Origin of the sequence: Croceibacterium aestuarii (assembly GCF_030657335.1) — a bacterium.
Classification (GTDB): domain Bacteria; phylum Pseudomonadota; class Alphaproteobacteria; order Sphingomonadales; family Sphingomonadaceae; genus Croceibacterium_B; species Croceibacterium_B aestuarii.
Map to the genome: position 1 here is coordinate 1,948,534 of NZ_CP131039.1, position 23,216 is coordinate 1,971,749.

Annotated in this window: 19 protein-coding genes; 12 read left to right on the forward strand and 7 right to left on the reverse strand. The window is 66.1% G+C overall.

The genetic code is table 11. The features are described from left to right. Positions 1-7: 7 nt before the first annotated feature. Positions 8-1,258 (reverse strand): dual-specificity RNA methyltransferase RlmN, encoded by a 1,251-nt coding sequence (gene rlmN / locus Q7I88_RS09635; protein ID WP_305095706.1) that lies wholly within the window; start codon positions 1,256-1,258, stop codon positions 8-10. A 295-nt stretch (positions 1,259-1,553) separates the two neighbouring features. Between rlmN and Q7I88_RS09640 the strand changes: the two genes are divergently transcribed. Then, complete coding sequence (locus tag Q7I88_RS09640) at positions 1,554-2,213, forward strand: outer membrane protein (protein ID WP_305095707.1); 660 nt, start codon at positions 1,554-1,556, stop codon at positions 2,211-2,213. Positions 2,214-2,276: 63 nt separating this feature from the next. On the opposite strand, the gene Q7I88_RS09645 is transcribed toward Q7I88_RS09640, so the two are convergent. Then, on the reverse strand, positions 2,277-2,723 hold the full coding sequence (locus tag Q7I88_RS09645) for an invasion associated locus B family protein (protein ID WP_305095708.1): 447 nt from the start codon (positions 2,721-2,723) through the stop codon (positions 2,277-2,279). Positions 2,724-3,079: 356 nt separating this feature from the next. On the opposite strand from Q7I88_RS09645, the gene Q7I88_RS09650 reads away from it, so the two are divergent. Then, positions 3,080-3,826, forward strand: coding sequence for an EAL domain-containing protein (locus tag Q7I88_RS09650; RefSeq protein WP_305095709.1), 747 nt, complete (start codon positions 3,080-3,082; stop codon positions 3,824-3,826). Here Q7I88_RS09650 and greB read toward each other — a convergent pair. Continuing rightward, positions 3,810-4,310 carry a transcription elongation factor GreB gene (greB, locus tag Q7I88_RS09655; RefSeq protein WP_305095710.1) on the reverse strand — a complete coding sequence of 167 codons (501 nt, stop codon included), beginning with the start codon at positions 4,308-4,310 and terminating at the stop codon, positions 3,810-3,812. The genes Q7I88_RS09650 and greB overlap by 17 nt on opposite strands. Before the next feature lie 29 nt (positions 4,311-4,339). After that, positions 4,340-6,292 carry a lytic transglycosylase domain-containing protein gene (locus Q7I88_RS09660; RefSeq protein WP_305095711.1) on the reverse strand — a complete coding sequence of 651 codons (1,953 nt, stop codon included), beginning with the start codon at positions 6,290-6,292 and terminating at the stop codon, positions 4,340-4,342. A 96-nt stretch (positions 6,293-6,388) separates the two neighbouring features. On the opposite strand from Q7I88_RS09660, the gene dapA reads away from it, so the two are divergent. After that, positions 6,389-7,270 carry a 4-hydroxy-tetrahydrodipicolinate synthase gene (dapA, locus tag Q7I88_RS09665; protein WP_305098592.1) on the forward strand — a complete coding sequence of 294 codons (882 nt, stop codon included), beginning with the start codon at positions 6,389-6,391 and terminating at the stop codon, positions 7,268-7,270. Between the two features lie 61 nt (positions 7,271-7,331). Here dapA and Q7I88_RS09670 read toward each other — a convergent pair whose 3' ends face one another. After that, positions 7,332-8,513 carry an acyl-CoA dehydrogenase family protein gene (locus Q7I88_RS09670; RefSeq protein WP_305095712.1) on the reverse strand — a complete coding sequence of 394 codons (1,182 nt, stop codon included), beginning with the start codon at positions 8,511-8,513 and terminating at the stop codon, positions 7,332-7,334. 71 nt (positions 8,514-8,584) lie between these two features. On the opposite strand from Q7I88_RS09670, the gene smpB reads away from it, so the two are divergent. From smpB to alaS, 9 genes are all read left to right on the forward strand, one after another. Next, complete coding sequence (gene smpB, locus Q7I88_RS09675) at positions 8,585-9,067, forward strand: SsrA-binding protein SmpB (RefSeq protein WP_305095713.1); 483 nt, start codon at positions 8,585-8,587, stop codon at positions 9,065-9,067. 81 nt (positions 9,068-9,148) lie between these two features. Next, a complete protein-coding gene (locus Q7I88_RS09680) occupies positions 9,149-9,736 on the forward strand; it encodes a DUF2062 domain-containing protein (RefSeq protein ID WP_305095714.1) in 588 nt (195 codons plus the stop codon). Beyond that, positions 9,733-10,296 carry a DUF2062 domain-containing protein gene (locus Q7I88_RS09685; protein ID WP_305095715.1) on the forward strand — a complete coding sequence of 188 codons (564 nt, stop codon included), beginning with the start codon at positions 9,733-9,735 and terminating at the stop codon, positions 10,294-10,296. Before Q7I88_RS09680 ends, Q7I88_RS09685 begins: the two co-directional genes overlap by 4 nt. Next, complete coding sequence (locus Q7I88_RS09690) at positions 10,293-12,734, forward strand: response regulator (RefSeq protein ID WP_305095716.1); 2,442 nt, start codon at positions 10,293-10,295, stop codon at positions 12,732-12,734. Before Q7I88_RS09685 ends, Q7I88_RS09690 begins: the two co-directional genes overlap by 4 nt. A 100-nt stretch (positions 12,735-12,834) precedes the next feature. Next, complete coding sequence (locus tag Q7I88_RS09695) at positions 12,835-14,364, forward strand: DUF4139 domain-containing protein (RefSeq protein ID WP_305095717.1); 1,530 nt, start codon at positions 12,835-12,837, stop codon at positions 14,362-14,364. A 41-nt stretch (positions 14,365-14,405) separates the two neighbouring features. After that, positions 14,406-15,989: a DUF4139 domain-containing protein gene (locus Q7I88_RS09700; RefSeq protein ID WP_305095718.1), complete on the forward strand. Its 1,584-nt coding sequence runs from the start codon at positions 14,406-14,408 to the stop codon at positions 15,987-15,989. 158 nt (positions 15,990-16,147) lie between these two features. Continuing rightward, entirely contained in the window at positions 16,148-17,218 is a 1,071-nt protein-coding gene (gene recA / locus Q7I88_RS09705; protein WP_305095719.1) for a recombinase RecA, read from the forward strand. A 141-nt stretch (positions 17,219-17,359) separates the two neighbouring features. Next, positions 17,360-18,181 (forward strand): class I SAM-dependent methyltransferase, encoded by an 822-nt coding sequence (locus Q7I88_RS09710; RefSeq protein WP_305095720.1) that lies wholly within the window; start codon positions 17,360-17,362, stop codon positions 18,179-18,181. 146 nt (positions 18,182-18,327) lie between these two features. Continuing rightward, complete coding sequence (gene alaS, locus Q7I88_RS09715; RefSeq protein ID WP_305095721.1) at positions 18,328-20,994, forward strand: alanine--tRNA ligase; 2,667 nt, start codon at positions 18,328-18,330, stop codon at positions 20,992-20,994. A gap of 10 nt (positions 20,995-21,004) precedes the next feature. Here the strand turns inward: alaS and Q7I88_RS09720 are convergent, their stop codons facing one another. Next, positions 21,005-21,181 carry a hypothetical protein gene (locus tag Q7I88_RS09720; RefSeq protein WP_305095722.1) on the reverse strand — a complete coding sequence of 59 codons (177 nt, stop codon included), beginning with the start codon at positions 21,179-21,181 and terminating at the stop codon, positions 21,005-21,007. 157 nt (positions 21,182-21,338) lie between these two features. After that, on the reverse strand, positions 21,339-23,105 hold the full coding sequence (locus Q7I88_RS09725; RefSeq protein ID WP_305095723.1) for a cation:proton antiporter domain-containing protein: 1,767 nt from the start codon (positions 23,103-23,105) through the stop codon (positions 21,339-21,341). Positions 23,106-23,216: the final 111 nt, after the last annotated feature.

A 23,216-nucleotide genomic window follows, 5' to 3' on the forward strand; every position in this document is an offset into this window, starting at 1 on the left:
ACAGGGTTTATTCGGCTTCGAGCGCGGCCTGCTTTTCGGCAGCGAGGCGGTCGAGCTCGGCGCGGCTCTTCTTTTCGGCAGCGGTCTTGAGCTGGCCGCACGCGGCGTCGATGTCGCGCCCGCGCGGGGTGCGCACCGGCGCGGAAATGCCGGCTTCGAAGACGATGGTCGAAAAACTCCGGATCCGTTCCGGGCTCGAACAGTCGTAAGGCGCGCCGGGCCAGGGGTTGAAGGGGATCAGGTTGACCTTGGCGGGCAGATTGTACTTCTTGAGCAGCCGCACCAGTTCGTGGGCGTCTTCGTCGCTGTCGTTCTTATCCTTGAGCATGACGTATTCGAAAGTGATGCGCCGGGCGTTGGAGGCTCCGGGGTAGTCGGCGCAGGCCTGCAGCAGTTCCTCGATGCCGTACTTGCGATTGATCGGAACGATTTCGTCGCGCACGTCCTTGGTCACCGCGTGGAGCGACACTGCGAGGTTGGTGCCGATTTCCTCCCCGCAGCGCGCCATCATCGGCACCACGCCGCTGGTCGAAAGCGTGATGCGGCGCTTCGACAGGGCAAGGCCGTCGCCGTCCATCACCAGCTTGAGCGCGTCGCGGACGTTATCGAAATTGTACAGCGGCTCGCCCATGCCCATCATTACGATGTTGGTCAGCAAGCGGCCGTCGGCAGTATATTCGGCCTCGTCCTCGACTTCGGCGAAATCCATCTTGCCTTTGGGCCATTCGCCCAGCGCGTCGCGCGCCAGCATGACCTGGCCGACGATCTCGCCCGCGGTCAGGTTGCGCACCAGCCGCATCGTGCCGGTATGGCAGAACCTGCAGTTGAGCGTGCAGCCGACCTGGCTGGAAACGCACAGCGTGCCGCGGTCGGCATCGGGGATGAAGACCATTTCGAAATCATGCCCGTCGGCGGTGCGCAGCAGCCACTTGCGCGTTCCGTCGCTCGAATGCTGCGACTCGATGATCGCGGGGCGACCGATCACGAACCGTTCGGCCATCCATGGGCGCATCGCCTTGGAGATGTCGGTCATTGCCGCGAAATCGGTTACGCCGCGGTGATAGAGCCAGTGGAACACCTGTTTGGAACGCAGCCTGGCCTGTTTTTTGTCCAGGCCGGCCTCGCCGAACAGTTCGCTCAAGCGCTGCATCGACAGGCCAATGACGTCGATCCGGCCGTCCTCGCGCGGCGTGATGTCGCGTGCGACGGGGACCGGATCGATCTGTCCGGGTATCGGCATAAGGGCAGTGTCGGCCATTGCGTGGCGGATATAGGGTGAGGCGCATCAAAGGGCAAAGTCTGTCGGCGAACCGTGCTGCGCTGCGGCATGAGCTGCCCCACGGGCGCGGCCCAGGCGCGCTAAGCCCGAAATGCGTTATTCGGTTCCTGTCGCTTGCCGCACGCCCGGCCCATCTCATCGGCTCAGGTGTTGCCCAAAAACATCAAAATTTTCGTTGTCCTGTGTTCATGAAACCGGACGCCTGCGGAACCATTCTCGTGGTCCGCGTCGCAGGAATTCGGGCGCGTTTGAAAATGAAGAATGGAGTTAGAAAATGAAAAAGGGTCTTGCACTCATCCTCGCCACCGCCGCCACCGCGACGGCTGTTCCCGCCATGGCGCAGGACGCAGGCTTTTCCGGCCCGTGGATCGCAGGCGTCGCCGGATATGACATCAACAAGCCCGGAAGTTCGCAGGTTTCCGCCGTCGATCCCGATCAGGACGTCAATGCAGAAGGTGCGGTCTACGGTGCTGCGGTCGGCTACGACTTCGACATGGGCAACCTGGTGGTCGGTGCCGAAGGCGAACTGACCGATTCAACCGCGGATTCGACCTACGGGAACCCTTACACGACCTTCGGGCTTGGTTCGGTCGATGCGGGCCGCGACCTCTACGCCGGCGCGCGCGTCGGCTACAAGATGTCGCCGACCACAATGCTCTATGCCAAGGGCGGTTATACCAATGCCCGCTTCAACTACATCGGGACCGATGGGACGACGGAGTATAGCCGGCATCTCGACACAGACGGCTATCGTCTGGGTGCCGGCGTCGAGCACAAGTTCGGCTCAATGGCCTTCGGCAAGCTCGAATACCGCTATTCGAACTACAAGAAGGGCGAGGTCGACTTCGAGGCGAGCGGCGTTGCCGATTCCGATCGGTTCGACATCGACACCGACCGTCACCAGGTGGTGGCCAGCGTCGGCGTTCGCTTCTGATCGAAGCAAGGCGCTTTGAGATTGGGCGGGCCGGGGAGCGATCCCCGGCCCGTCTTATATTGCTTATCGGATGCGGGCGCAGCCGACGGTCGCCGCGTCCATCGCCGTCGCGACGCCCTCGAGGCTGAACCGGTCGGTAAAGCGCCGGCCGCGGCTGTCCGTCGCCGAGAGGCTCATGGCCGATGCCGAGCGCATCGCCGCAACGATCGCCGCGTCGGCCTTGCGGTCGGGCGCCCAGGCATCGACGCCGCCCCCCGTCAGCTCAAAACGCTGCCCGCTGATCGCCAGCGACAGACGCGGGTTGTCGGCCAGTTCGCGCGAGAGGCGGAAGTGGATCTGCCCGCGAACGCCCTGCTTGGGCCAGGTGGCGACGTCGACATAGGCCGGAAAGGCGCTGCCGTTCTTCGCCGCCGCCGATATCGCATAGCAGCGCGGCACCTCGGCATCCCGGAACGCGGCCCACTGTTCGAACACGCCGAGGTCGTCCTTCGCCGCGAGCGGAGCCGCCATGGCGACGCACGCAATACTTCCTGCCAGCCGCACCGAGCCCGAAAATAGCCGGATTGCTGCGGGTTTGCGAGCGGGGAGGCGATACGATCGCATCGATCGCGACATAGGAGGCTTGTCCCTTACCCAGCGCAAAAATTGCTCGATCAGCAAGCGAAAGGGGGAAAGGCAGCTCATGCGCAGCGTCCTTAGCACTTGAGATTCGCCGCGACCTAGCACGAACGTCCAGTGGGGTATCTTGCCCATCGATCGCTGAAACACGGCAAACGGCATTAGCGGGATGAACGCGGTAACGTCTTGAAACGATCTTAACTGGCGGAATTCTAAGCCGTTCTCATAGCGGAACAGGAGATGATTGCGTGGCCGGTTGCAGTGGATGTCGGGAGGGGCGGACGCTTCCGTTCGAGATCAGCGTGGCGTTTCAGCCGATCGTCGACCTCGAGAGCGGCGCGCCATACGCCTATGAAGCGCTCGTGCGCGGCAGCCAGGGCGAGAGCGCGGGCTGGGTGCTCGACCAAGTCAGCGAAGACAATCGCTATACGTTCGATCAGGCCTGCCGGGTGGCCGCGATCGAAGGCGCGGTGGCAGCCGGGATTCTGGAGACCGACGCCCGTCTGTCGATCAACTTCCTGCCCAACGCAGTCTATTCGCCGATGGCCTGCATTCAGCTCACGCTGGCGACCGCGCGCGCGACGGGACTGCCGCCGGAACGGCTGATTTTCGAGTTCACCGAACACGAGCAGGTGGATCCCCAGCACGTGATCGGAATTCTCGAGGCTTATCGGACGCTCGGCTTCACCACCGCTATCGACGATTTCGGCGCCGGTCATTCTGGACTCGGGTTGCTGGCGGAGTTCCAGCCGGACCTGATCAAGCTGGACATGGAGTTGATCCGCGGAATCGACGTCTCGCCGCCGCGGCGCATGATCGTCGATGCGACGGTGCGCCTGTGCGCCGACATGGGCCTGACGGTCATTGCCGAAGGCATCGAGACCGAAGGCGAACTTTCCGCGCTGCGCGATCTCGGGGTGCGCTACGTGCAAGGGTTTCACCTCGCACGGCCCGGGTGGCGCGAGTGCCAAGACGCGCTCAGGGCTGCGGCGTGACCGCCTCCGGGTAGGAGATTTCCAGCACCTCCCACTCTTTCTCTCCTGCCGGCAGGCGCACCGTGCGCAGGTCGCCGACAGCCGCACCGCGCAAGGCGCGGGCAATGGGCGCGCTCCAACCGATCTTGTGCGACGAGGCATCCTGTTCGTCGTCTCCGACCAGGGTCAGCGTGCGTTGCTCGTCGTTCTCGTCGGCGATCGTGACGGTGGCGCCAAACCACGCCCGTGCCCTGTCGGGCTGGGCCGCAGGATCGACCACCTTGGCCGTCTTCATCTTCTTGGCCAGTCGCGCCAGCTCGCGGTCGATCTCGCGCATCCGCTTGCGGCCATAGAGATAGTCGCCGTTCTCGCTGCGGTCGCCATTGCCGGCAGCCCAGCTGACGATGGCGACGATTTCCGGCCGCTCGGTGCCGAGCAGGCGATCGTAGCGCGCACGGAGCGCGGCGAGGCCGGCCGGCGTAATGTAGTTGGTGCGGGGTTCCACTGGTCGGCTGGCTACGCTCGGCCGGATCGTCAGCGCAGAAGCGAGTCGAGCTTGCGCGGCGTGCCGTAAGGCGCCTTGTCCGGATGCAGCGATTCGTAGACGACGGCGTTCTCGAGCACCCGTTGGACGTAGTTCTTTGTTTCGTAAAATGGGATCTTCTCGATCCAGTCGATCCAGCTGATCGAACCGGTGCGCGGATCGCCGTTGGCGGCGAGCCATTTGTTCACGTTGCCCGGGCCGGCGTTGTAGGCGGCGATCGCCAGCGGGTAGCTGCCGCCGTAATAGGAGACCAGGCGCTCGATATGATTGCTGCCGAGCTGCACGTTGTAGCTGGCGTCGTCGATTAGCGAAGCGGACATGTACTGAATTCCGGCCTTGCCGGCTTCCTCGCGCGCGGTGGCCGGCATTAGCTGCATCAGGCCGCGCGCGCCAGCGTGACTCACGGCGTTCTGCGCGAACTGGCTTTCCTGTCGGCTGATGGCATGGACCAGCGTCCAGTTCGTCCCCGGCGGGGTTACCAGTGTGGGATACCCGAGCGTGGTGAAGCCTTCGTAGCCGTCGGCGGCGGCGGCTTCGGCGGCAATGACCGCGAGATCGCGGCGCCCGATGTCCCGCGCGAGTTCGGTTACCAGCAGGTAGTCATCGAGCGTTTGGGCCTGGCTGGCCATTTCGCGGTAGAAGCGGATGCCCACCGACCACGGCGCGTCGCGGGCTACCTCGGTTACCGCGGCAGTAAGCGGGGCGCCGAGGAAGGCCTTGCGCTCGGCAGCCGTCGGCGTCCCGGCCGGAACGCCCGGCAACGCCGGCATAGGTCGGTCGAGCCGGTCCAGGGCCAACTGGCCATAGAAGCGGTCGGGATAGGCGGCGGCCATCTCGTAGTAACGCTTGGCTTCGGCGGCTTGACCGGCGCGCTGCGCAGCGTGCCCGGCCCAGAAGAAACCTTTCGACCGGGTCTGCGGGGTGCGGGCGGCGGCGCCGTAACGGTAGAAGAGGGGCACCGCGCTGGCCGGATCGCCGAGGTCCCAGAGCGACTGCGTCCCGCCCAGCCACATCAGCGAGGTGTAATCGTCGCGCAGCTTGTACTCCATGGCGGAGATGTCTGCACCGGGGGCAAACGCGTCGTCGATTTTCGAGGCGATGCTGCGCGCAGCCTGGGCGCCGCCGATGCGGGCAACGCTGAGTTGTTCGGTCACCCAGGCGGTCGGATCGAAGGGGCGCGAGGCCAGCGGCAGGCGCGTCGAGAGCAGGCTCACTGCTTCGCGGGCGCGGCCTTCGGTGCGCAGCTCGCGGCTGCGGTTGTAGAGATAGCCGGGATCGGACGTTGCCGCCGGGTCGACCGTGGCGCCATCGCCGCCCTGGAGGATCGCGAGTCGCGCAGCGAACAGACCGAGCTTGCCGGGGGAGACGCGAGCAATCTGCCGCGCCGCGCCCTCGGCGTCGCGCTGCCACAGCAGCGCGTCCATCCGCGCGTCCTGGTCCGCTTGGGTAAACTGGCTGCCGAAGTTGGCGAAGATGGTGGCGGCTGCGGTGTCGCTCATCTCGCCGCCGCGCCACGCGGCGAGCGCGACAGCGGCGGCATCGGCGGGGCGCTGGGCCATCAGGGCGAGAGCGTAATGGGCGCGCGCGTAGTTGGACTCAGGCGGATAGCGGTCAAAAAACGCCGCGAGACGGTCGGCCGAGACGAATTGGTTCTTCAGAGCCTCCTCGGCGTAGCGCTGCAAGGTCGCCGCATCGGGGAAGCCGGGGTAGGTCATCAGAAAACCGGCATAGTCCTCGAAGGGGCGCGTCTTGCTGGCCTTGAGTTGTTCCCACTGGGCGATCGCCGGAGCCATGCGACCGGGCCCCTGCGCGACCAGATCGGCGCGCGCCTTGTCCCAGTCGGACGCGCTGTAAACCGCGTCCTGCGAATGAACCGGCGCAGCGAGGGTGGCGGAGGTACAGAGAAGCGAGGTAATGATGAGCCGACGAACCATGCTGGACATCGTGGCAGGCGTCTCCTTATCAGGCGGTGAACGAACCCGTTGCGTGCGCAGGAAAAGCGTCCGCTCCCTTCTGAATCGAATATGAAAGCAGCGCAAATGTTCTCTGGCTCAATACCGGCCCTGGTGACTCCTTTTCGCGACGAACGGTTCGACGAGGCGGCTTTTCGGCGCTTCGTCGACTGGCAGATTGCCGGCGGCTCAAACGCTCTCGTGCCGTGCGGGACGACCGGTGAGAGCGCCACACTCGACAACGACGAGCATCACAAGGTGATCAAGGTCTGCGTCGAACAAGCGGCAGGGCGCGTGCCGGTGATCGCCGGATGCGGCTCCAACGACACTCGCACCGCGCTGTGGCACATGAATGTGGCCCGCGACCTTGGCGCCGATGCCGCGTTGCTGGTTGCGCCCTACTACAACAGGCCGAGCCAAGACGGGCTGATCCGCCATTTCAGCTTCCTTGCGGAAAACTGCGATCTGCCCATCGTGCTCTACAACGTTCCCGGCCGGACGGTGACCGACATCCTGCCAGCCACGGTCATCGGACTGGGCAAGCGCTTCCCCGAGCGGATCGTGTCGATCAAGGATGCCAGCGGGGACTTGTCGCGGGTCGTCACGCACAGGATCGGACTGGGCCCGAATTTCAACCAGCTCTCGGGCGACGACCCGCTGGCGCTGGCCGGCTACGCCCTCGGTCAGAGCGGCTGCATCTCGGTGACCGCAAATGTCGCGCCGAAGCTGTGTGCCGAATTCCACGCCGCGGCGGCGGCGGGCGACTTTGAGACGGCGCGCACGCTCAACGAGCGACTCTATCCCCTGCACAGGGCGCTGTTCGCAGACGCCAGCCCGAGCCCGACCAAGTACGCGCTGAGCAAGCTCCACGACTGGCTGCGCCCCGACACTCGATTGCCGATCGCTCCATGCAGCGATGCCGCAAAGCGGGCCGTCGATGCGGCGATGGAAGCCGCGGGCATCGGCTGACCCACGCACAAACCGCGCTCGGCTCGCGTATGAAACGCGCGAATCCGGGCTTCCGTCCCGATCAATAAAGCGGCGAGGGGTGCTGCTCGCCAAGCATCATCGCGCCGTAAGTAGCGAAGGCCGCGCGGTTGATGATCATGTGTTGGTTGAGAGTCAGCGCATCGCGGGCGAGGCGCTCGAGGGGACCGCCTTCGAACACCGCGTGGGCGCCAATAAGGTCGAAAAGCCGGCGCGTGACATCGGCCGCCATGCGGAACGAGTTGACATTGGCGAGAGCGAGGCGGCCCTTGGACTCGACTGCTGGGGTGCCCTCCTCCAGTTCCGCCCAGAAGTCGCCGGCCGAGGTGTAGAGAAAGGCCCGCGCTGCGCCGTAGAGAGTCTCGCATTCGCCTATCGCCTCGCGAACGTGCTGCAGCTTGCCGAGCGGCTGGGGAAGAATTCCGCCCTTGCCCTGCGCGACGATCGCCTTGGCTTCGTCGAGAGCGCGTCGGGCGGTGCCAAGAGGGACGGCGGCCATCGTCGTGACCCAGTTGAAGCCGCTCGAATAGAGCGGTTCGCGTCCTTCGAACATGGACGGCTCGATCAGCATCGCCTGGTCTTCGGGGATGAACACGCCCTCGGCACGGTAGTGGTTGGAGCCGCTGCCGCGCAGCCCGTGTGTGTGCCAGGTGTCCTCGATCACCAACTCGTCGGCCCGACAGAAGGCGAGCCTGCTTTCGGGCAGTCCAAGGGCGCCAATCAGCGGCTTGCCGTTTTCGTGGACGATCCCGCCCGTCATCACCACGTCGGCATGAGTGATGCCGCTGCCGAACGGGAAGCGGCCGGTCATCCGGTAACCGCCATCTGTCCGTTCAAGCGTTCCACGACCGGCGGTGAACTGACCGGCGGTAATCATGTCGGGATGCGGCAGCAGGCGGGCCGAGGCTTCGGGCGACAGGAATTCGGCGATAAGCCCGCTGTCGGTGCCAATCTTGACACACCAACCCACCGAGGGATCGGCCTGGGCCAGCACCTCGATCACCTCGAGATGCTGCGCCAGGGTCATCTGCAGGCCGCCTTTGGCAAGGCTACGGCCCATGCGAAAGAAGCCGGCTTTGCGCAACTCGGCGACGAGGTCGTCGGGCAAGCGGCGCAGGTCCTCTATTTCGGCCGAGCGAGCCGCAATGGCTGCACGCATGGAGCTTGCATTGGCCAGAATGTTGTCGGCAGTCAGCGAGTCCTGTTCCGTCGCGGCTGTCGCCATCTTGCTCTCCCCAAGGCGATTCGACGTCACTCTAGGATTTTCATCCTGCGCCGCCTACATGCGCCAGCCTTATGGCCCGTCCCAAGCCCACCGCGTTCGACAAAGTGAAGACCGTCGCCGAGAACCGGCGCGCACGGTTCGACTACTTTATCGAGGACAAGTTCGAAGCGGGAATCGCGCTCAGCGGCACCGAGGTGAAGAGTCTGCGCGGCGGGGAAGGCTCGATCGCCGAGAGCTACGCCGAAGTGCGCGGTGGGGAGGCCTGGCTGATCAATGCCAACATCCCCGAATTCAGCCACGGCAACCGCTTCAATCATGAGCCCAAGCGGCCGCGCAAGCTGCTGCTCCACGCGCGCGAGATCGAGCGCATGGTGGGCGCGGTCGAACGCAAGGGCATGACCCTGATCCCGCTGTCGGTCTACTTCAACAGCAAGGGCCGCGCCAAGGTCGAGCTCGGCCTGGCCAAGGGCAAGCAGGTGCACGACAAGCGCGCGACCATCAAAGAGCGCGACTGGAAGCGCGACAAGGCCCGGTTGTTGCGCGAAAACCGCTAGCCAGCTTGGTTAAGCTGGGGTTCGTCGGACACAAGCTAGAGCCGCCTTTCGCTGGTAATCTAAAGGTGTATGGAACGCCGCATGGCGAAGCGGTCGAAAACCTGGCTTGCAGAATGGCTGACGGGCAAACTGCCCGCGATGCCGACGCGCGAGGACATGGCGCAGAACCGCTGGCTGGCGCCGATCGCCCACCGTTTCCTCTCTCCCGAACTGTGGCGCTTCACGCGTCGCTCGGTCCCGCGTGGGGTCGCACTGGGGCTGTTCGCCGGTTTCATCGTCCCCGTGGGGCAGATATTCCTCGCCGCGTTCCTGGCGTTGCCCGCGCGCGCCAACGTGCCGCTCGCTGCGCTGGTGACCTTCGTCACCAACCCGTTCACCCTGCCGTTCTGGCTGCTCACGGCGAACAAAGTGGGCAAGTTCGTCCTCAAGATCGACGCTGCCACCGGGGGCTCTGCGCGGGCCGAGATCGACAGTGGCAGGTGGCAGGATTTCGGCTGGTTCGCTTTCCTCCAGACCGCCGGTGTGACTGCCTTTGGCTTCGTGGTTCTGGCCGTCGTCACGTCCGCGCTGGGCTATCTTCTCGCCTCGTGGTTCTGGCGTTGGCGGGTCGGCAAGCGCCGCCGCCTGCTGCTGCGCCGCCGCCGCGTGAGCGCGGCACCGGCTGAATGAGACAGGTCCCTGCGGGCGGGCGCCCGGGTCTTGTCGATCGGCTGCGGCGGCACGTCCCGAGCCGCGACGAGCTGGCGGCGAAGCCGTGGTTGCGGCCGCTCGCCGGCAAGATCCTCAAACCCGAACTGTGGCGCTTCACCCGCCGCACCGTGCCACGCGGGGTGGCACTGGGACTTTTCGTCGCCTTGTTGCTCCCGGTTGCGCATATCGTCGTCGTCGCTCTGCTCGCGGTGTTCGTGCGCGCCAACCTGCCAATGGCGCTGTCGATGACCTTGGTCGGCAACCCGCTGACGATTCCGTTTTTGTGGTGGCTGGGCTATCGCCTCGGCGACATGTTGCTGCATCTCGCTTCACTGACCGGCATCGCCCCCGTTGCCACCACGCTGCAGGGCAGCGGAACGAGCGAGTTGCTGACCCGGCTGACCGGAGCGAGCGAGGATACCGCCTTGGGCGTCCTTGTCATCGCCGCTGCGGCCGCGGTTCTGGGATATCTCCTGGCCGGCGTGCTGTGGCGCTACCGGGTGGTGCGGCGTCGGCAAAAACGGCGGCTGGCGGCATGAGCCTGACCGGAAAAGAGCTGTCGCGCCTGCCGTTCGATGCGGCGATCGTTGCCGCCGCGGCGCTGGCCAGCGCCGCAGTAGTCTGGTTCGTCACCGGTACGATGGCGGTCACCGCTGCGTTCATCGGCGGCCTGGCGGTGCTCGCATTGGTCGCGTTCGCCGCCGCTCGCGGAAATCCGGCGACGCGGGCGGTGGAAGAGCCGGCACTGCCCGATTGGTCGGTCACCGTCGCGGCCATCGAGCAGCCCGGCATCGCGGTTGCCATCACCGATCGCGCCAACCGGCTGGTTTGTGCCAACGCGGCGTTCGAACTTTGGTTCGGATCGAGCCATGCCCCTCCGCGCTTGCCGGTCGACGGCGCCTCGTCGGACCTCTTGCTCCGCGCCTCGCGCGCGGCGTGGCGCGAAGGTGAGAGCGGCCGCGCGACGATAGCCGACGAAACCAATAGCTGGACTGCGGAAGTGGTCCGCGCAGGCCGCGCCGAGGCCTACCTCGTCTGGCGCTTCGCCCCGGTTACCAGGACCGAGCCGCTGCAGGCGATCGGCAAGTACGTCACCGGCGTGTTCGGCCGCATCCTCAGCAACGCGGGCGTCGAGGTGGCGCTCGTCGGCCCGGACGGTGCTGTGCGCGCGGCGAGCGCCGGCTTCGCCCGCCGCGCGATGGGCGATGGCCACGCCAGCATGGCGGGGCAGGACTTCACCGCCTTGCTCCGCTCCGACGAGCGCGAAAGAATCTATTTCGCCCGCGAGGGCCGCAAAGGCTCCCCTCAAACCCTCCTCCAGGTCCCGCTGGTCGAACCCGGTTCGCCAGAGCGGCTTTCCGCCGATCAGGCACCATCGCTGATGCTGCTGGTCGACAACGGTGTCGGCGTCGGCGGCTGGGGCACGGACAGCGGCCAGGCCCCGCAGCTCGAGGCGCTTCTCGAACAGTTGCCGGTCGGGCTGGCGATGACCGACCGCGATGGCCATTTCCTTTTCGCCAACCCGGCATTTCGCAACGCCGCAGGTATCCCCAAAGGCAAGCACGTTCCCCCGTACCCGTCCGACCTCGTGGTCCCGGCGGACAAGACGGCGATGTCCGATGCGGTGCGCCGCTACGGGCAGGGCCCCGCTTCGAGCGGCGATATCGCCGTGCGGCTGCGCAGCGACCCTGAGGAGCCGGTGAGCCTCGGCCTGACGGGAGTGCGCGGGTTGGGCGAGGCGGCAGTGCTGCTCAGCCTCGCCGACACCACCGAGGAAACGCGGCTCAAGAAGCAGGTCGCGCAGGCCACCAAGATGCAGGCGGTCGGGCAGCTGGCCGGCGGCGTGGCCCACGACTTCAACAACGTTCTGACCGCGATCATCGGCTATTGCGATCTCATGCTGCTGCGCCACATCCCGGGCGACAGCGACTACGACGACATCCAGCAGATCAAGGCCAACTCGAACCGCGCCGCCAGTCTCACGCGGCAACTGCTCGCCTTCAGCCGGCAGCAGACTCTGCAGCCCGAGATCATCCAGCTGCCCGACGTGATCAGCGAGGTGAACCAGTTGCTCAAGCGCCTGCTCGGCGCCAAGATCACCCTGCGCACCCACCATGACCGCGACCTCGGCCCGGTCCGCGCGGACCCGCGCCAGCTCGAGCAGGTAATCATCAACCTCGCGGTCAACGCGCGCGACGCCATCCAGGCGCGCGGGGGCGAAAACGCCAGCGGGACGCTGACTTTCGCTACGCGGCGCATCACCGCGACCGATATCCGCCGCCTGCGCGACAACGAGATCATCCCCGCCGGACACTATACGGCACTCATCGCGCAGGACACCGGCGGCGGGATCCCGGCCGACGACCTGACCAAGATTTTCGAGCCTTTCTTCACGACCAAGGAGCTGGGCAAGGGCACCGGTCTCGGCCTTTCCACGGTTTACGGCATCGTCAAGCAATCGGGCGGCTTCATCTTCGCCGACAACGTCATGGGCCCCGACGGGAAGCCGGCCGGCGCACGCTTCACGATCTATCTGCCGGTCCACCAGGTCACCGAAGACGATCGCGAAAAGGAAAAGCCGGCCGAGGCAGCGGCCGACTGGTCAGGCGGCGGCCGGGTGCTGCTGGTCGAGGACGAGGACATGGTGCGCGCCGTGGCCGAACGGGCGCTGACCCGGCAGGGCTACAGCGTCACCACGGCGAGCGACGGCGACGAGGGGCTCGAGGCGTTCAAGGCTTCCGGCGAGTTCGACCTCGTGGTGAGTGACGTGGTCATGCCGAGCATGGACGGCCCGGCAATGGCCCGCGAGATTCGTAAGCTGGCGCCGAAAATCCCAGTCCTGTTCATGTCGGGCTATGCCGAGGAGCAGCTTCGCAACGAGATTTCTTTCGACGACATGCACTTCATCCCCAAGCCGTTCAGCGTGCAGCAGATCGCCACCAAGGTCGGCCAAGTCCTGAGCAAGCACAGCGGCTGACTTGTGCATTTCGTCGCTTTCCTGGCTCGGTTCGCCGTTCAGTTGCGGTAAAGCCTATGTAACCTTATCTCATCGTGCCGCTTTCGTGGGGAGAGTACCGATGCGCCTTGACACCGTTGCCAATGTCCTGGCCACAGCCGCGCCCTGCGCTCTGGCGCTGGTTGCCGTGCCTCTGCTGGCGCAAGAGAGTCCTGCGGAGCCCAATGCCCAGGGAGACGTCGCCGTGACAATCTACAACAACGGCCAGGCGCTGGTGCAGGACATCCGCCAAATTGCAATCGAGCGCGGCCGCAGCCGGATCGAATTTCCCGACGTCTCGGCGCAGATCCGTCCGGAAACCCTGAGTTTTTCCGCGGCCGACACGGGCATTGTCGAACAGAACTTCGACTTCGACCTGCTGACCCCGGCCAAGCTGATGGAGAAGGCCATCGGTCAGACCGTGACGCTGGTACGCACCAACCCGGCCACCGGATCGGAAACGCGCGAGAGGGCCAAAGTCCTGTCCACCGCAGGCGGCGTGGTGGTGCAGATCGGCGATCGCATCGAGGTGCTGCGCGACGACGGGCTACCCGTGCGGGTCATCTTCGATCGCGTTCCGCCCAACCTCCGCGCTCGCCCGACGCTGTCCGTCACGGTCGAAAGCGCACGCAGCGGCACCCGTCGCGCCTCGCTGCGCTACCTCACCCCCGGCCTCGGTTGGGGCGCCGACTATGTCGCGCTCTACGACGAGGGCAGGGGCGCTATCGACATGCAGGGTTGGGTCACGCTGACCAACAGCACCGGCACGACGTTCACGAATGCCGACACCTTGCTGGTGGCGGGCAATCCCAATTCGGGGGCCTCGTCGCAGCCCACCTACGGACGTGGCAGGCCGTTGCCGCCACCGTCTCCGGGCAAGTTCGTTCCAGGCACCGAAAGCGCTGCGCGCGAACGGCTGGGCGATTTCTACCTCTACCCGATCGAGGGCCGCACCACGATCGCCAACAATCAGACCAAGCAGGTCAGCTTTCTCGATGTGCAGGGCGTTCCCGCACGCAAGATCTACGGGCGCACCGTCGCCTGGTTGGCGAGCGATGGGGCGCCGGTTCCGGCGGCGAGCGAGATTGCCTTCAGCTCGAGCAAGGAGGGCGGCCTCGGCGATGCGCTGCCCGCCGGCACGGTGCGGTTCTATCAGCGCGACGGGCAGGGCAACCCGCAGTTCATCGGCGAAAACCAGATCGGCCATACCCCGATGGGCAGCGAGCTGACTCTCAAGACGGGCGATGCCTTCGACGTCTACACCCAGGCCGAAGTCGAAAAGCGCGAGACGATCACCGGCGCCGAGTGGGAAAGGAGCGCCCGCTGGCGGGTGATCGAGGACGGCAAGGTCGTGCGCCAGGGCGAGAGCGAGCGACCCAAGATCTACTACCGCACGACCATGCGCTACACGGTTACCAACGCCCAGAACACGCCGGTCAAGGTCGAGTTGGTCCAGTCCGGCCTCGACCGCGGTTGGTGGAGCAATGACTTTCGGGTGCCGAGCGAGGACGTTCCCGGCGAGCAGCTGAGCGCCGACCGTCGCAAGTACGTCATCGAGGTTCCGGCCAACGGCAAGCGCGAGGTCCGCGTGGTTTACGAGACGAGGTACTGAGGGGCCGGGTGGTGCGCCGCGCTGCGCTTTTACTGGCCCTGTTGCCTCTACTCGGCGCCGCACCCGTCCACGCCCGGGCAACGGTCGACGCTTCGACGCCGCAAGATGTCGCCGTAACGCTCTACCGCGACCCGGATCGCGGCGAAGGCCAGGCGATGAACCGCAGCTACCCGCGCGGTTTTGCGATGATCAGCGAGACGCGGAAGGTGACGCTGCCGCCGGGGAAATCGACGATCCGCTTCACTGGCGTGGCCGAGGGCATGATCGCGGTTTCGGCGATCGTGACCGGCCTGCCCGGCGGGACCATCGAAAAGAACCGCAACGCCGACTTGCTCAGCCCCGCGGCGCTGGTCGATGGCACCCTGGGCAACCGCGTCACGATCACCCGCACCGATCCGGCGACCGGCAGGGCAGTGAGCGAAAGCGCGATCGTGCGCACCCGCGCCGATGGCGCGCTCGTGCTGCAGACAAGCGAGGGCTTCGAGGCGGTGCGCTGCTCGGGACTGCCCGAGAAGCTGACCTTCGACCGCGTACCTGCCGGGCTGTCGCCTCAGCCGGTCTTTACTATCGACACGCAGGACAGGGCGGGCGGCACCTACACCGTCCAGCTGACCTACCTCGCCTGGGGTTTCGACTGGCAGGCGCACTATGTCGCCACGCTCGATACGCCAGGCCGAAGCGGCGCGGTGGCGCTGCGGTTGATGAGCTGGCTGACCTTGCTCAACGACAACGGGCAGAGCTTTGCGGACGCGCAGCTCAACGTCGTCGCCGGTAGGCTCAATGTGGAAAGCGACTATCAGGGCCTTGCGAGACCGCCGATGGGGCGACCGCTGCGGCTCACCTGCTATCCCATCGGTCACACCGCCGCCGGTTCGCCGGTTTCCTATCCACCGCCGCCTGCTCCGCCCCCGCCGCCTGCGCCTTCGGCTGCCTACCAGAGGGACGAGGCGATCGTCGTCACTGGCGCGAAGGCGATGCGCGGCAACCTCGCCTCAACCCCGGCAATGGTCGCGGTCGAGGAGGCGCTCGGCGACCTCAAGCTCTACCGCGTGCCGGAGCGGGTAACGGTCTCGGCCAAGGGCCTCAAGCAGGTCGCCTTTCTCGACAAGGACCGGGTCCGGGGCTGGCTGCGCTATGAGACGCTGTGCACCCCGTGGGAAAGCTCGGACGACGAATACGCGCCCGCTTCGATGGTCCTCGCCACGGTCAACGACAAAGAGCACGGCCTCGGCGTGGCGCTGCCCAACGGGGCGATCACCCTGTTCGAGCCCTCCGATAGGGCGGGCGACCTGTTCGTCGGCGAAGAATACCTGCGCGACTATGCAGCCGGGCAAGACGTCGACATCGAGGTCGGCCAAAGTGCTCTCGTCCAAGCGCGCTGCGGGATCGTCGGGCGCGAACCCGCCGGCTTCGAAAAGGGTTCGCAGGTGGACATGCGTGCGACGCTGACCAATGCCGCCGATGCCCCGGCGCGGGTCCGCCTCTCGCTTGGGCCAAGCGGCGCGCACCGGGTCAGCGGCCTCAAGAACGTTCGGATCAAGGACGGCGAGCGCATAGTGGAGGTCACGGTGCCCGCAAATGCAAGCAAGGAGGTGCGCTGGACCTACCGTTTCGATGCCAGTTGAAGCTCGCGGTCGGCACGTAATGCATGGTCGACTCGGCGCGCGGCAAAAAATTTCGTTCCACTCTTGTTCCGTGAGAACAAATGGGATACATCGATAATTCGATAGGGAGCTGGGGCCAACTCCGGACCCACCCCTAGGAAGCGATGGAGGCTTGTGTCATGGCGGCGGCGAACCTGAAACTGGTGGAAGGTAAAGTGGTGGACACGGACCGTCAGAAGGCGCTCGACGCTGCGCTGGCACAGATCGACCGCGCGTTCGGCAAGGGCTCGGCGATGAAGCTCGGCCAAAAGGAAACGATGCAGGTCGAAACGATCTCGACCGGCTCGCTCGGACTCGACATTGCACTGGGAGTGGGCGGCTTGCCCAAGGGCCGGGTCATCGAGGTCTACGGGCCGGAAAGCTCGGGCAAGACCACGCTGGCGCTGCACGTTCTCGCCGAAGCGCAGAAGGCCGGCGGTACCGTTGCCTTCGTCGATGCCGAACATGCGCTCGACCCGGTCTATGCCAAGAAGCTCGGCGTCGATATCGATGAACTGATCGTTTCGCAGCCCGACACCGGCGAGCAGGCGCTCGAGATCGTCGACACGCTGGTGCGCTCGAACGCCATCGACGTGTTGGTCGTCGATTCGGTCGCCGCGCTCGTGCCGCGCGCCGAGATCGAAGGCGAGATGGGCGACAGCCACGTCGGGCTGCAGGCCCGCTTGATGAGCCAGTCGCTGCGCAAGCTGACCGGCTCGATCAACCGCTCCAAGTGCATGGTCATCTTCATCAACCAGCTGCGCATGAAGATCGGCGTGATGTACGGCAATCCGGAAACCACGACGGGCGGCAACGCGCTCAAGTTCTATGCCTCTGTCCGCCTCGACATTCGCCGCACCGGGCAGATCAAGGACCGCGACGATATCGTCGGCAACACGACCCGGGTGAAGGTGGTCAAGAACAAGGTCGCCCCGCCGTTCAAGCAGGTCGAATTCGACATCATGTACGGGCAGGGCATTTCCAAGGTCGGGGAGATTCTCGACCTCGGCGTCAAGGCCGGGCTGGTCGAGAAGTCGGGGAGCTGGTTCTCCTACGATTCGATCCGCATCGGGCAGGGCCGCGAGAACGCCAAGCAGTACCTCAGGGACAACAAGGAAGTTTGCGACAAGTTGGAAGCTGCGATCCGCAGCCGCACCGACGAGGTCGCCGAGGAGATGATGACGGGGCCGGACGCGGACTCCGAAGACTGATCCTCAACCCGCGCGTCCTTCGCGGATGCGCCGGACGAAACCGGGGCCGGTGCGTAAAAGCCTCAAGGGGCGCGCGCCGGCCTCTTTCGTTTATCGTTGCGCTGCGCCACACTCCCCGCAGGACGAGGGAGAAAGCAGGCGATGGACAAGAGCGACTGGACCGGACGGGCGGGCAAATCCTGGGCCGCCGAATGGCAGCGCACCGACCGCAGCTTCGGCGGGCTGACCGAGCGCCTGCTGGCACGGAGCCGTGACTTTCCCTGCAACCGTGCGGTCGACATCGGTTGCGGCGCAGGCGAGCTCTCGCTCGCCCTGGCGCGCGGGCGCCCGCGGATCACCGTCACCGGTGTCGATATTTCGCCCGATCTTGTCGCCACGGCACGCAAGCGCGGTGCGCATCTTGCCAACGTGGCGTTCGTCGAAGCCGACGCAGCGACGTGGAACCCGGTCGGGTCCGCTCCCGATCTCGTCGTGTCGCGCCACGGGGTGATGTTCTTCTCCGATCCGTTCGCGGCCTTTCGCAATATCCTCGATTTCGCCGAGCCGGGCGCCAACCTGCTCTTCTCCTGCTTTCGTCCGCCTGCCGAAAATCCCATCTTCACCGAGGTCGCGGCGCAGCTCCCAGCGCTCGATGCGCCGCCGGCGGATCCGCACGCGCCCGGCCCCTTCGCCTTCGCCGACCGCGACTATACTCGATCGATTCTCGAGAGCGCAGGTTGGAGCGAGGTGCGCTTCGACGCGGTCGATTTCGCGATGGTCGCCGGGGCCGGAGACGATCCGGTAGAGGATGCGATCGCCTACTGGACTTCGATCGGCCCCGCCGCCCAGCGGCTCGGCGAAATGGACGATGTCTCGCGGCAATCGAGCATTCTGCGCATTCGTGACCTTGCCCGTCGCAACTGCAGGGACGGCGTCGTCGCGCTTAAAGGTGCGGCGTGGATCGTTACGGCGCACAAGGATTGACCGGCTGATCCCCCCTTGCTGTCGAGCGGGGGATTGACCTTGCTGACGGGCGGGCGATGCCATGGTGGGACTTATCGTCCTTGTCGCTCACTCTGGCCCCGTTAATCGTCTTGTCCGGGGCGGCGCGAGGCCCTAACTCGCCAAGCATGCAATCGACGAACGACATCCGCCGGGCCTTCCTCGACTATTTCGCGGGCAACGAGCACTACATTGCGCCGAGCGCGCCTCTGGTGCCGTACAACGATCCGACCCTGATGTTCGTCGCGGCCGGCATGGTCCCGTTCAAGAACGTCTTCACCGGGCTCGAAAGCCCGCCAGCGCCGCGCGCCGCCAGCAGTCAGAAGTGCGTGCGCGCGGGCGGTAAGCACAACGATCTCGACAACGTCGGCTACACCGCGCGCCATCTGACGTTCTTCGAGATGCTCGGCAATTTCAGCTTCGGCGACTATTTCAAGGAACGCGCCATCGAGCTGGCGTGGAACCTGGTCACGCGCGAGTTGGGGCTCGACAGGGACCGGCTGTTGGTCACGGTCTATCACACCGACGATCAGGCGCACGACCTGTGGCGCAAGGTCGCCGGGCTGCCCGATGAGCGGATCATTCGCATCGCCACCAAGGACAACTTCTGGGCGGCGGGTCCCGACGGTCCCTGCGGCCCCTGCTCGGAAATCTTCTACGATTACGGTCCCTCGGTCGCCGGCGGTCCGCCGGGCTCTCGGGACGAGGACGGCGATCGCTTCGTCGAGATCTGGAACCTGGTCTTCATGCAGCACGTCCAGGCGAACGACGTGATTGTCGGCGATCTGCCCCACCCGAGCATCGACACCGGCATGGGACTGGAGCGCATCGCCAGCGTCATGCAAGGCCAGCACAACGTCTTCGAGACCGACACTTTCCGTGCCCTGATCGAGGCGAGCGAGTCGCTCCTGGGCACGCCCGCCGATGCCGAGACGATCGCCAGCCACCGCGTCATCGCCGACCATTTGCGTTCGACCAGTTTCCTGATGGCCGACGGCGTGCTGCCTTCGAACGAAGGGCGCGGCTACGTCTTGCGGCGGATCATGCGCCGGGCCATGCGCCATGCCCATTTGCTCGGGGCCAAGGATCCGCTGATGCACCGGCTCGTGCCCGCGCTCGTCACCGAGATGGGCGCACACTATCCCGAGCTCGGCCGTGCCCGCGCGCTGATCCAGGAGACGCTGGAGCGCGAGGAGACGCGGTTCCGGCAGACGCTCGACAAGGGCCTGCGCTTGCTCGACGAGGAAACCGCGGGTCTGGCCGAAGGCGGGGAGTTGCCCGGCGAAACCGCCTTCAAGCTCTACGACACGTACGGCTTCCCTTACGACCTGACCGAGGACGCTTTGCGCGAACGCGGCATCGGCGTCGACAAGGCCGGTTTCGACGAAGCCATGGCTCGCCAGAAGTCCGCTGCGCGCGCCGCCTGGAAGGGGTCCGGCGCTGCCGCCGATGACGAGATCTGGTTCGACATCGTGGAGCGCGAGGGATCGAGCGAATTTACCGGCTACACCTCGACGGAAGGCCAGGGCCGGGTGGTTGCGCTGGTCGTCGACGGAAAGGAAGTCGGACTGGCGCAACCCGGGCAGGACGTCGTCGTGCTGACCAACCAGACGCCCTTCTACGGCGAAAGCGGCGGCCAGAGCGGCGACGCCGGGCGGATTACGGGGGCGAGCGACCTGTCGATCACCGTCACGGATACCTCCAAGCCGCTCGGCCGCCTCCATGCCATGCACGGGCGCGTCGACAGCGGCACGATCGCCGTGGGCGACACCGTCAACCTCGCCGTCGATGGGGCGCGCCGCGACCGCATCCGCGCGAACCATTCCGCCACCCACCTGCTCCACGCGGCGTTGCGCAACGCGCTCGGCGAGCACGTGACGCAGAAGGGCTCGCTCGTCGCGGAGGACCGCCTGCGGTTCGATTTCTCGCATCCCAAGGCGCTGACCGCCGAGGAAATCGCCGCGGTCGAGGCCGAGGTGAATGCGGAGATCCGCCACAACGAAACGGTGGGCACTCGGCTGATGAGCCCCGACGAGGCGATCGAGGCCGGGGCGATGGCCCTGTTCGGTGAGAAGTACGGCGAGGAAGTGCGCGTACTGTCGATGGGGCGCAGCGACTGGAACGGCACCGGAAAGAGCTATTCGGTCGAACTGTGCGGCGGCACCCACGTACGCGCCACCGGCGACATCGGGTTGTTTCGCATAATCTCGGAAAGTGCCGTTTCCTCGGGCGTGCGGCGCATCGAGGCTCTTACAGGCGAGGCGGCGCGGCAGTGGGTCGTCGGCCGCGAAGATGCGCTCAAAGCTCTCGCCGCAACGCTCAAGACTGCGCCCGACGAGGTCGAGGCGCGCGTCGCGGCGCTCATCGATGAGCGCCGCAAGCTCGAGCGCGAATTGGCCGAGGCGAAGAAGGCGCTCGCGCTCGGGGGCGGCGGCAAGTCCGCCCCCTCCGCCGACGAGGAAATCGCCGGAGTGAAGTTCTCCGGCCAAGTGCTCGACGGGATGAACCCCAAGGAACTGCGCGGCCTGCTCGACGAGGCCAAGCAGCGCATGGGATCGGGCGTTGCGGCAATCGTCGCAGTCAACGAGGGACGGGCCGCGTTCGCCGTCGGCGTGACGGACGACCTGACCACTCGTCTCGACGCGGTTGCGCTGGTCCAGGCTGGCGTTGCGGCGCTAGGGGGCAAGGGCGGTGGCGGCCGGCCCGACATGGCGCAAGGCGGCGGACCCGACGGCGACAAAGCCGAAGCGGCCCTCGCCGCGGTGCGTGAGGCGCTGGCTCGCGAAACGGTCTAGGGCGGGGGGCCTAGCGCGCGCCTTTGCTGGCGCGGCGGCGGTCGCCGGCGGAACCGCGGGCGACGTCATCGCCGCCCGGCTTGTCGCCGGTGCGCTGCGGGCCCTTGATCGAGCCCTGGTTTGCATCGGTTTGGTTCTGCGGCTTCTTGTCGGGTGTGGCGCTGGGGTTCTGGCGTGCGTCGGTCATGTCGAATCTCCTTTGCCCGACCAACGGATCAGGCCCGCGATGGGTCCATGGCCCGCGCAAATCGCCTCCTTGCCGCTCGGGGCAAACCTATTCGGACTTTCAGTGCGGAATCTTCCCCAGGACCGTGGTTCACGTCATCCACGTCGCGCTAGCGACGTCAGCCGCCCTGCCGCGTGCTCGTCCGGAGCTTGGGCTTGTGCTCCAGCGCACCGCCTTCGCGGATAACCTCGCGGAATTCGTCACGTTTCTCGTGGATGCTGGCTATCACCGGGCCCATCGCCACGCCGAGTTCGACGAGCACGGCTTCGGAGAGTTGCAGGCTGGCCTCGAGCGTCTCGGGCACGGCGGTGCTCGCCCCGCTGCGATAGAGCTCGGCCGCATGGCCGCTGTCGCGGGCGCGGGCGATGATCGGCAGCGCGGGATAGGCGGCGCGCAGTTTACGGGTGATCGATTGGGCCAGCACCGGCTCGTCCATGGTCAGGATCACCGCCGGGGCGCTCTCGGCGCCAAGCTTTTCGAGCGACTGCGGCCGTGCGGCGTTGCCGAATACCGCGTTGTATCCATCGCGCCGGCAGCGGTCGACCAGGTCCGTATCCGAATCGATAGCGATGTAGGGCTGACCGTGGACTTTGAGCATGTCGGCCACCAGGCGCCCGACGCGGCCGCAGCCGACGATGATCACCTGGGCCTCGTCGGGGTCGGCGCCGAGCGAGGCGGGTGAAGGGAGCGGCTCGACCCGTCTCGCGACGGCTTTTCCGGCCATCGCCAGCAGCGGCGTTATAGTCAGGCCGATGGCGGTGACGATTTGCCAGAACTGCGCCGTGCCGGGCTGGATCAGCAAGGCGCTGGCCGCCGCGCTGAGCACGATCAGGGTGGTTTCCGAAGGGCTCGCCATCAGCAGACCGGTCTCCGCCGCGGTGCTGGCCCGCGCCCCCATCATCCGCAGCAGGACCATCGTCACCACCGCCTTGAGCGAGATCACCGCGACGACCGCCACCGCGATCGGGCCAAAGTTATCCCAGATCGTCGTCAGGTCGATGCCCATGCCTACGGTGATCAGGAATATTCCGAGGGCGAGGCCCTTGAACGGCTCCATGATCCCCTCGACCTCGGCGTGGTACTCGGTCTCTGCGATGAGCAGTCCGGCGATCAGCGCGCCGACGATCGGCGAGAGGCCGACGAGCGCAGTGGCGAGACTGGCGCCGATCACCACCAGAAGGCTGGCGGCGAGGAACAGTTCGGGGCTCTTCGTCCGCGCCGCCTGCGCGAACAGGCGCGGGAGGGCGAAGCGCCCGACAATCATCATCGCCCCGACCACCAGCAAACCCTGCCAGACCGTCGTCAGCAGCCCGGCCATCCCTTCGGCCCCGGCATAGGGCGCCAGCGCGCCGAGGGTGAAGATGATCGGGACGATGGCGATGTCCTCGAACAACAGCATTGAAAGCGCCGCTCTTCCGACCGCGGAGTTCTGGTTGGTCATCGGCAGGACCAGCGCAGTCGAACTGAGCGCAAGCGCCAGGCCGAGGCCGAGCGCGCCCGTCCAGTATTGTCCCATCATGCCGAGGAACGAGGCCAGCAGCACGCCGATCACCAGCAACTCGAGCGCGCCGAGGCCGAAGACCATCCGGCGCATCGCCCACAGGCGATTGAACGAAAGCTCCAGCCCGATGGTGAACAACAGCAAGGTGATGCCGAATTCGGCGAAGGGGTCGAGCCGCTGCGGATCGGTGATGGTGACCCAGGTGAGCCACTCGTACTCGAACACCATGCGGCCTAGGCCATAGGGTCCGACCAGAAGCCCGACGAGGATGAAACCGATGACCGGGGTGATGCGAAAGCGGGTGAATACCGGAATGACGATCCCCGCCGCCCCGAGGATTACAAGCGCATCCGACATCATCGGGGAAATGGCTTCGCCGTGCATCGCCGCGTTATGTCAGACTGCCGGGGCACGGGGCAACGCATCTCGGCCCGGAGGCCGCCGCTTTCCCCACAAAGGGTGACACGGCGGCCTCAATCCTTATGTACGCGTGCC

What these genes read in the sequence shown, in the direction of transcription:
- recA (WP_305095719.1), top strand. Translation starts at nt 16,148, where the DNA reads ATGGCGGCGGCGAACCTGAAACTGGTGGAAGGTAAAGTGGTGGACACG.
- Q7I88_RS09720 (WP_305095722.1), bottom strand. Translation starts at nt 21,181, where the DNA reads ATGACCGACGCACGCCAGAACCCCAGCGCCACACCCGACAAGAAGCCG.
- dapA (WP_305098592.1), top strand. Translation starts at nt 6,389, where the DNA reads ATGTTCTCTGGCTCAATACCGGCCCTGGTGACTCCTTTTCGCGACGAA.
- rlmN (WP_305095706.1), bottom strand. Translation starts at nt 1,258, where the DNA reads ATGGCCGACACTGCCCTTATGCCGATACCCGGACAGATCGATCCGGTC.
- Q7I88_RS09725 (WP_305095723.1), bottom strand. Translation starts at nt 23,105, where the DNA reads ATGCACGGCGAAGCCATTTCCCCGATGATGTCGGATGCGCTTGTAATC.
- Q7I88_RS09710 (WP_305095720.1), top strand. Translation starts at nt 17,360, where the DNA reads ATGGACAAGAGCGACTGGACCGGACGGGCGGGCAAATCCTGGGCCGCC.
- Q7I88_RS09685 (WP_305095715.1), top strand. Translation starts at nt 9,733, where the DNA reads ATGAGACAGGTCCCTGCGGGCGGGCGCCCGGGTCTTGTCGATCGGCTG.
- Q7I88_RS09645 (WP_305095708.1), bottom strand. Translation starts at nt 2,723, where the DNA reads ATGGCGGCTCCGCTCGCGGCGAAGGACGACCTCGGCGTGTTCGAACAG.
- Q7I88_RS09640 (WP_305095707.1), top strand. Translation starts at nt 1,554, where the DNA reads ATGAAAAAGGGTCTTGCACTCATCCTCGCCACCGCCGCCACCGCGACG.
- Q7I88_RS09690 (WP_305095716.1), top strand. Translation starts at nt 10,293, where the DNA reads ATGAGCCTGACCGGAAAAGAGCTGTCGCGCCTGCCGTTCGATGCGGCG.
- smpB (WP_305095713.1), top strand. Translation starts at nt 8,585, where the DNA reads ATGGCCCGTCCCAAGCCCACCGCGTTCGACAAAGTGAAGACCGTCGCC.
- Q7I88_RS09670 (WP_305095712.1), bottom strand. Translation starts at nt 8,513, where the DNA reads ATGGCGACAGCCGCGACGGAACAGGACTCGCTGACTGCCGACAACATT.
- alaS (WP_305095721.1), top strand. Translation starts at nt 18,328, where the DNA reads ATGCAATCGACGAACGACATCCGCCGGGCCTTCCTCGACTATTTCGCG.
- Q7I88_RS09680 (WP_305095714.1), top strand. Translation starts at nt 9,149, where the DNA reads ATGGCGAAGCGGTCGAAAACCTGGCTTGCAGAATGGCTGACGGGCAAA.
- Q7I88_RS09660 (WP_305095711.1), bottom strand. Translation starts at nt 6,292, where the DNA reads ATGTCCAGCATGGTTCGTCGGCTCATCATTACCTCGCTTCTCTGTACC.
- Q7I88_RS09695 (WP_305095717.1), top strand. Translation starts at nt 12,835, where the DNA reads ATGCGCCTTGACACCGTTGCCAATGTCCTGGCCACAGCCGCGCCCTGC.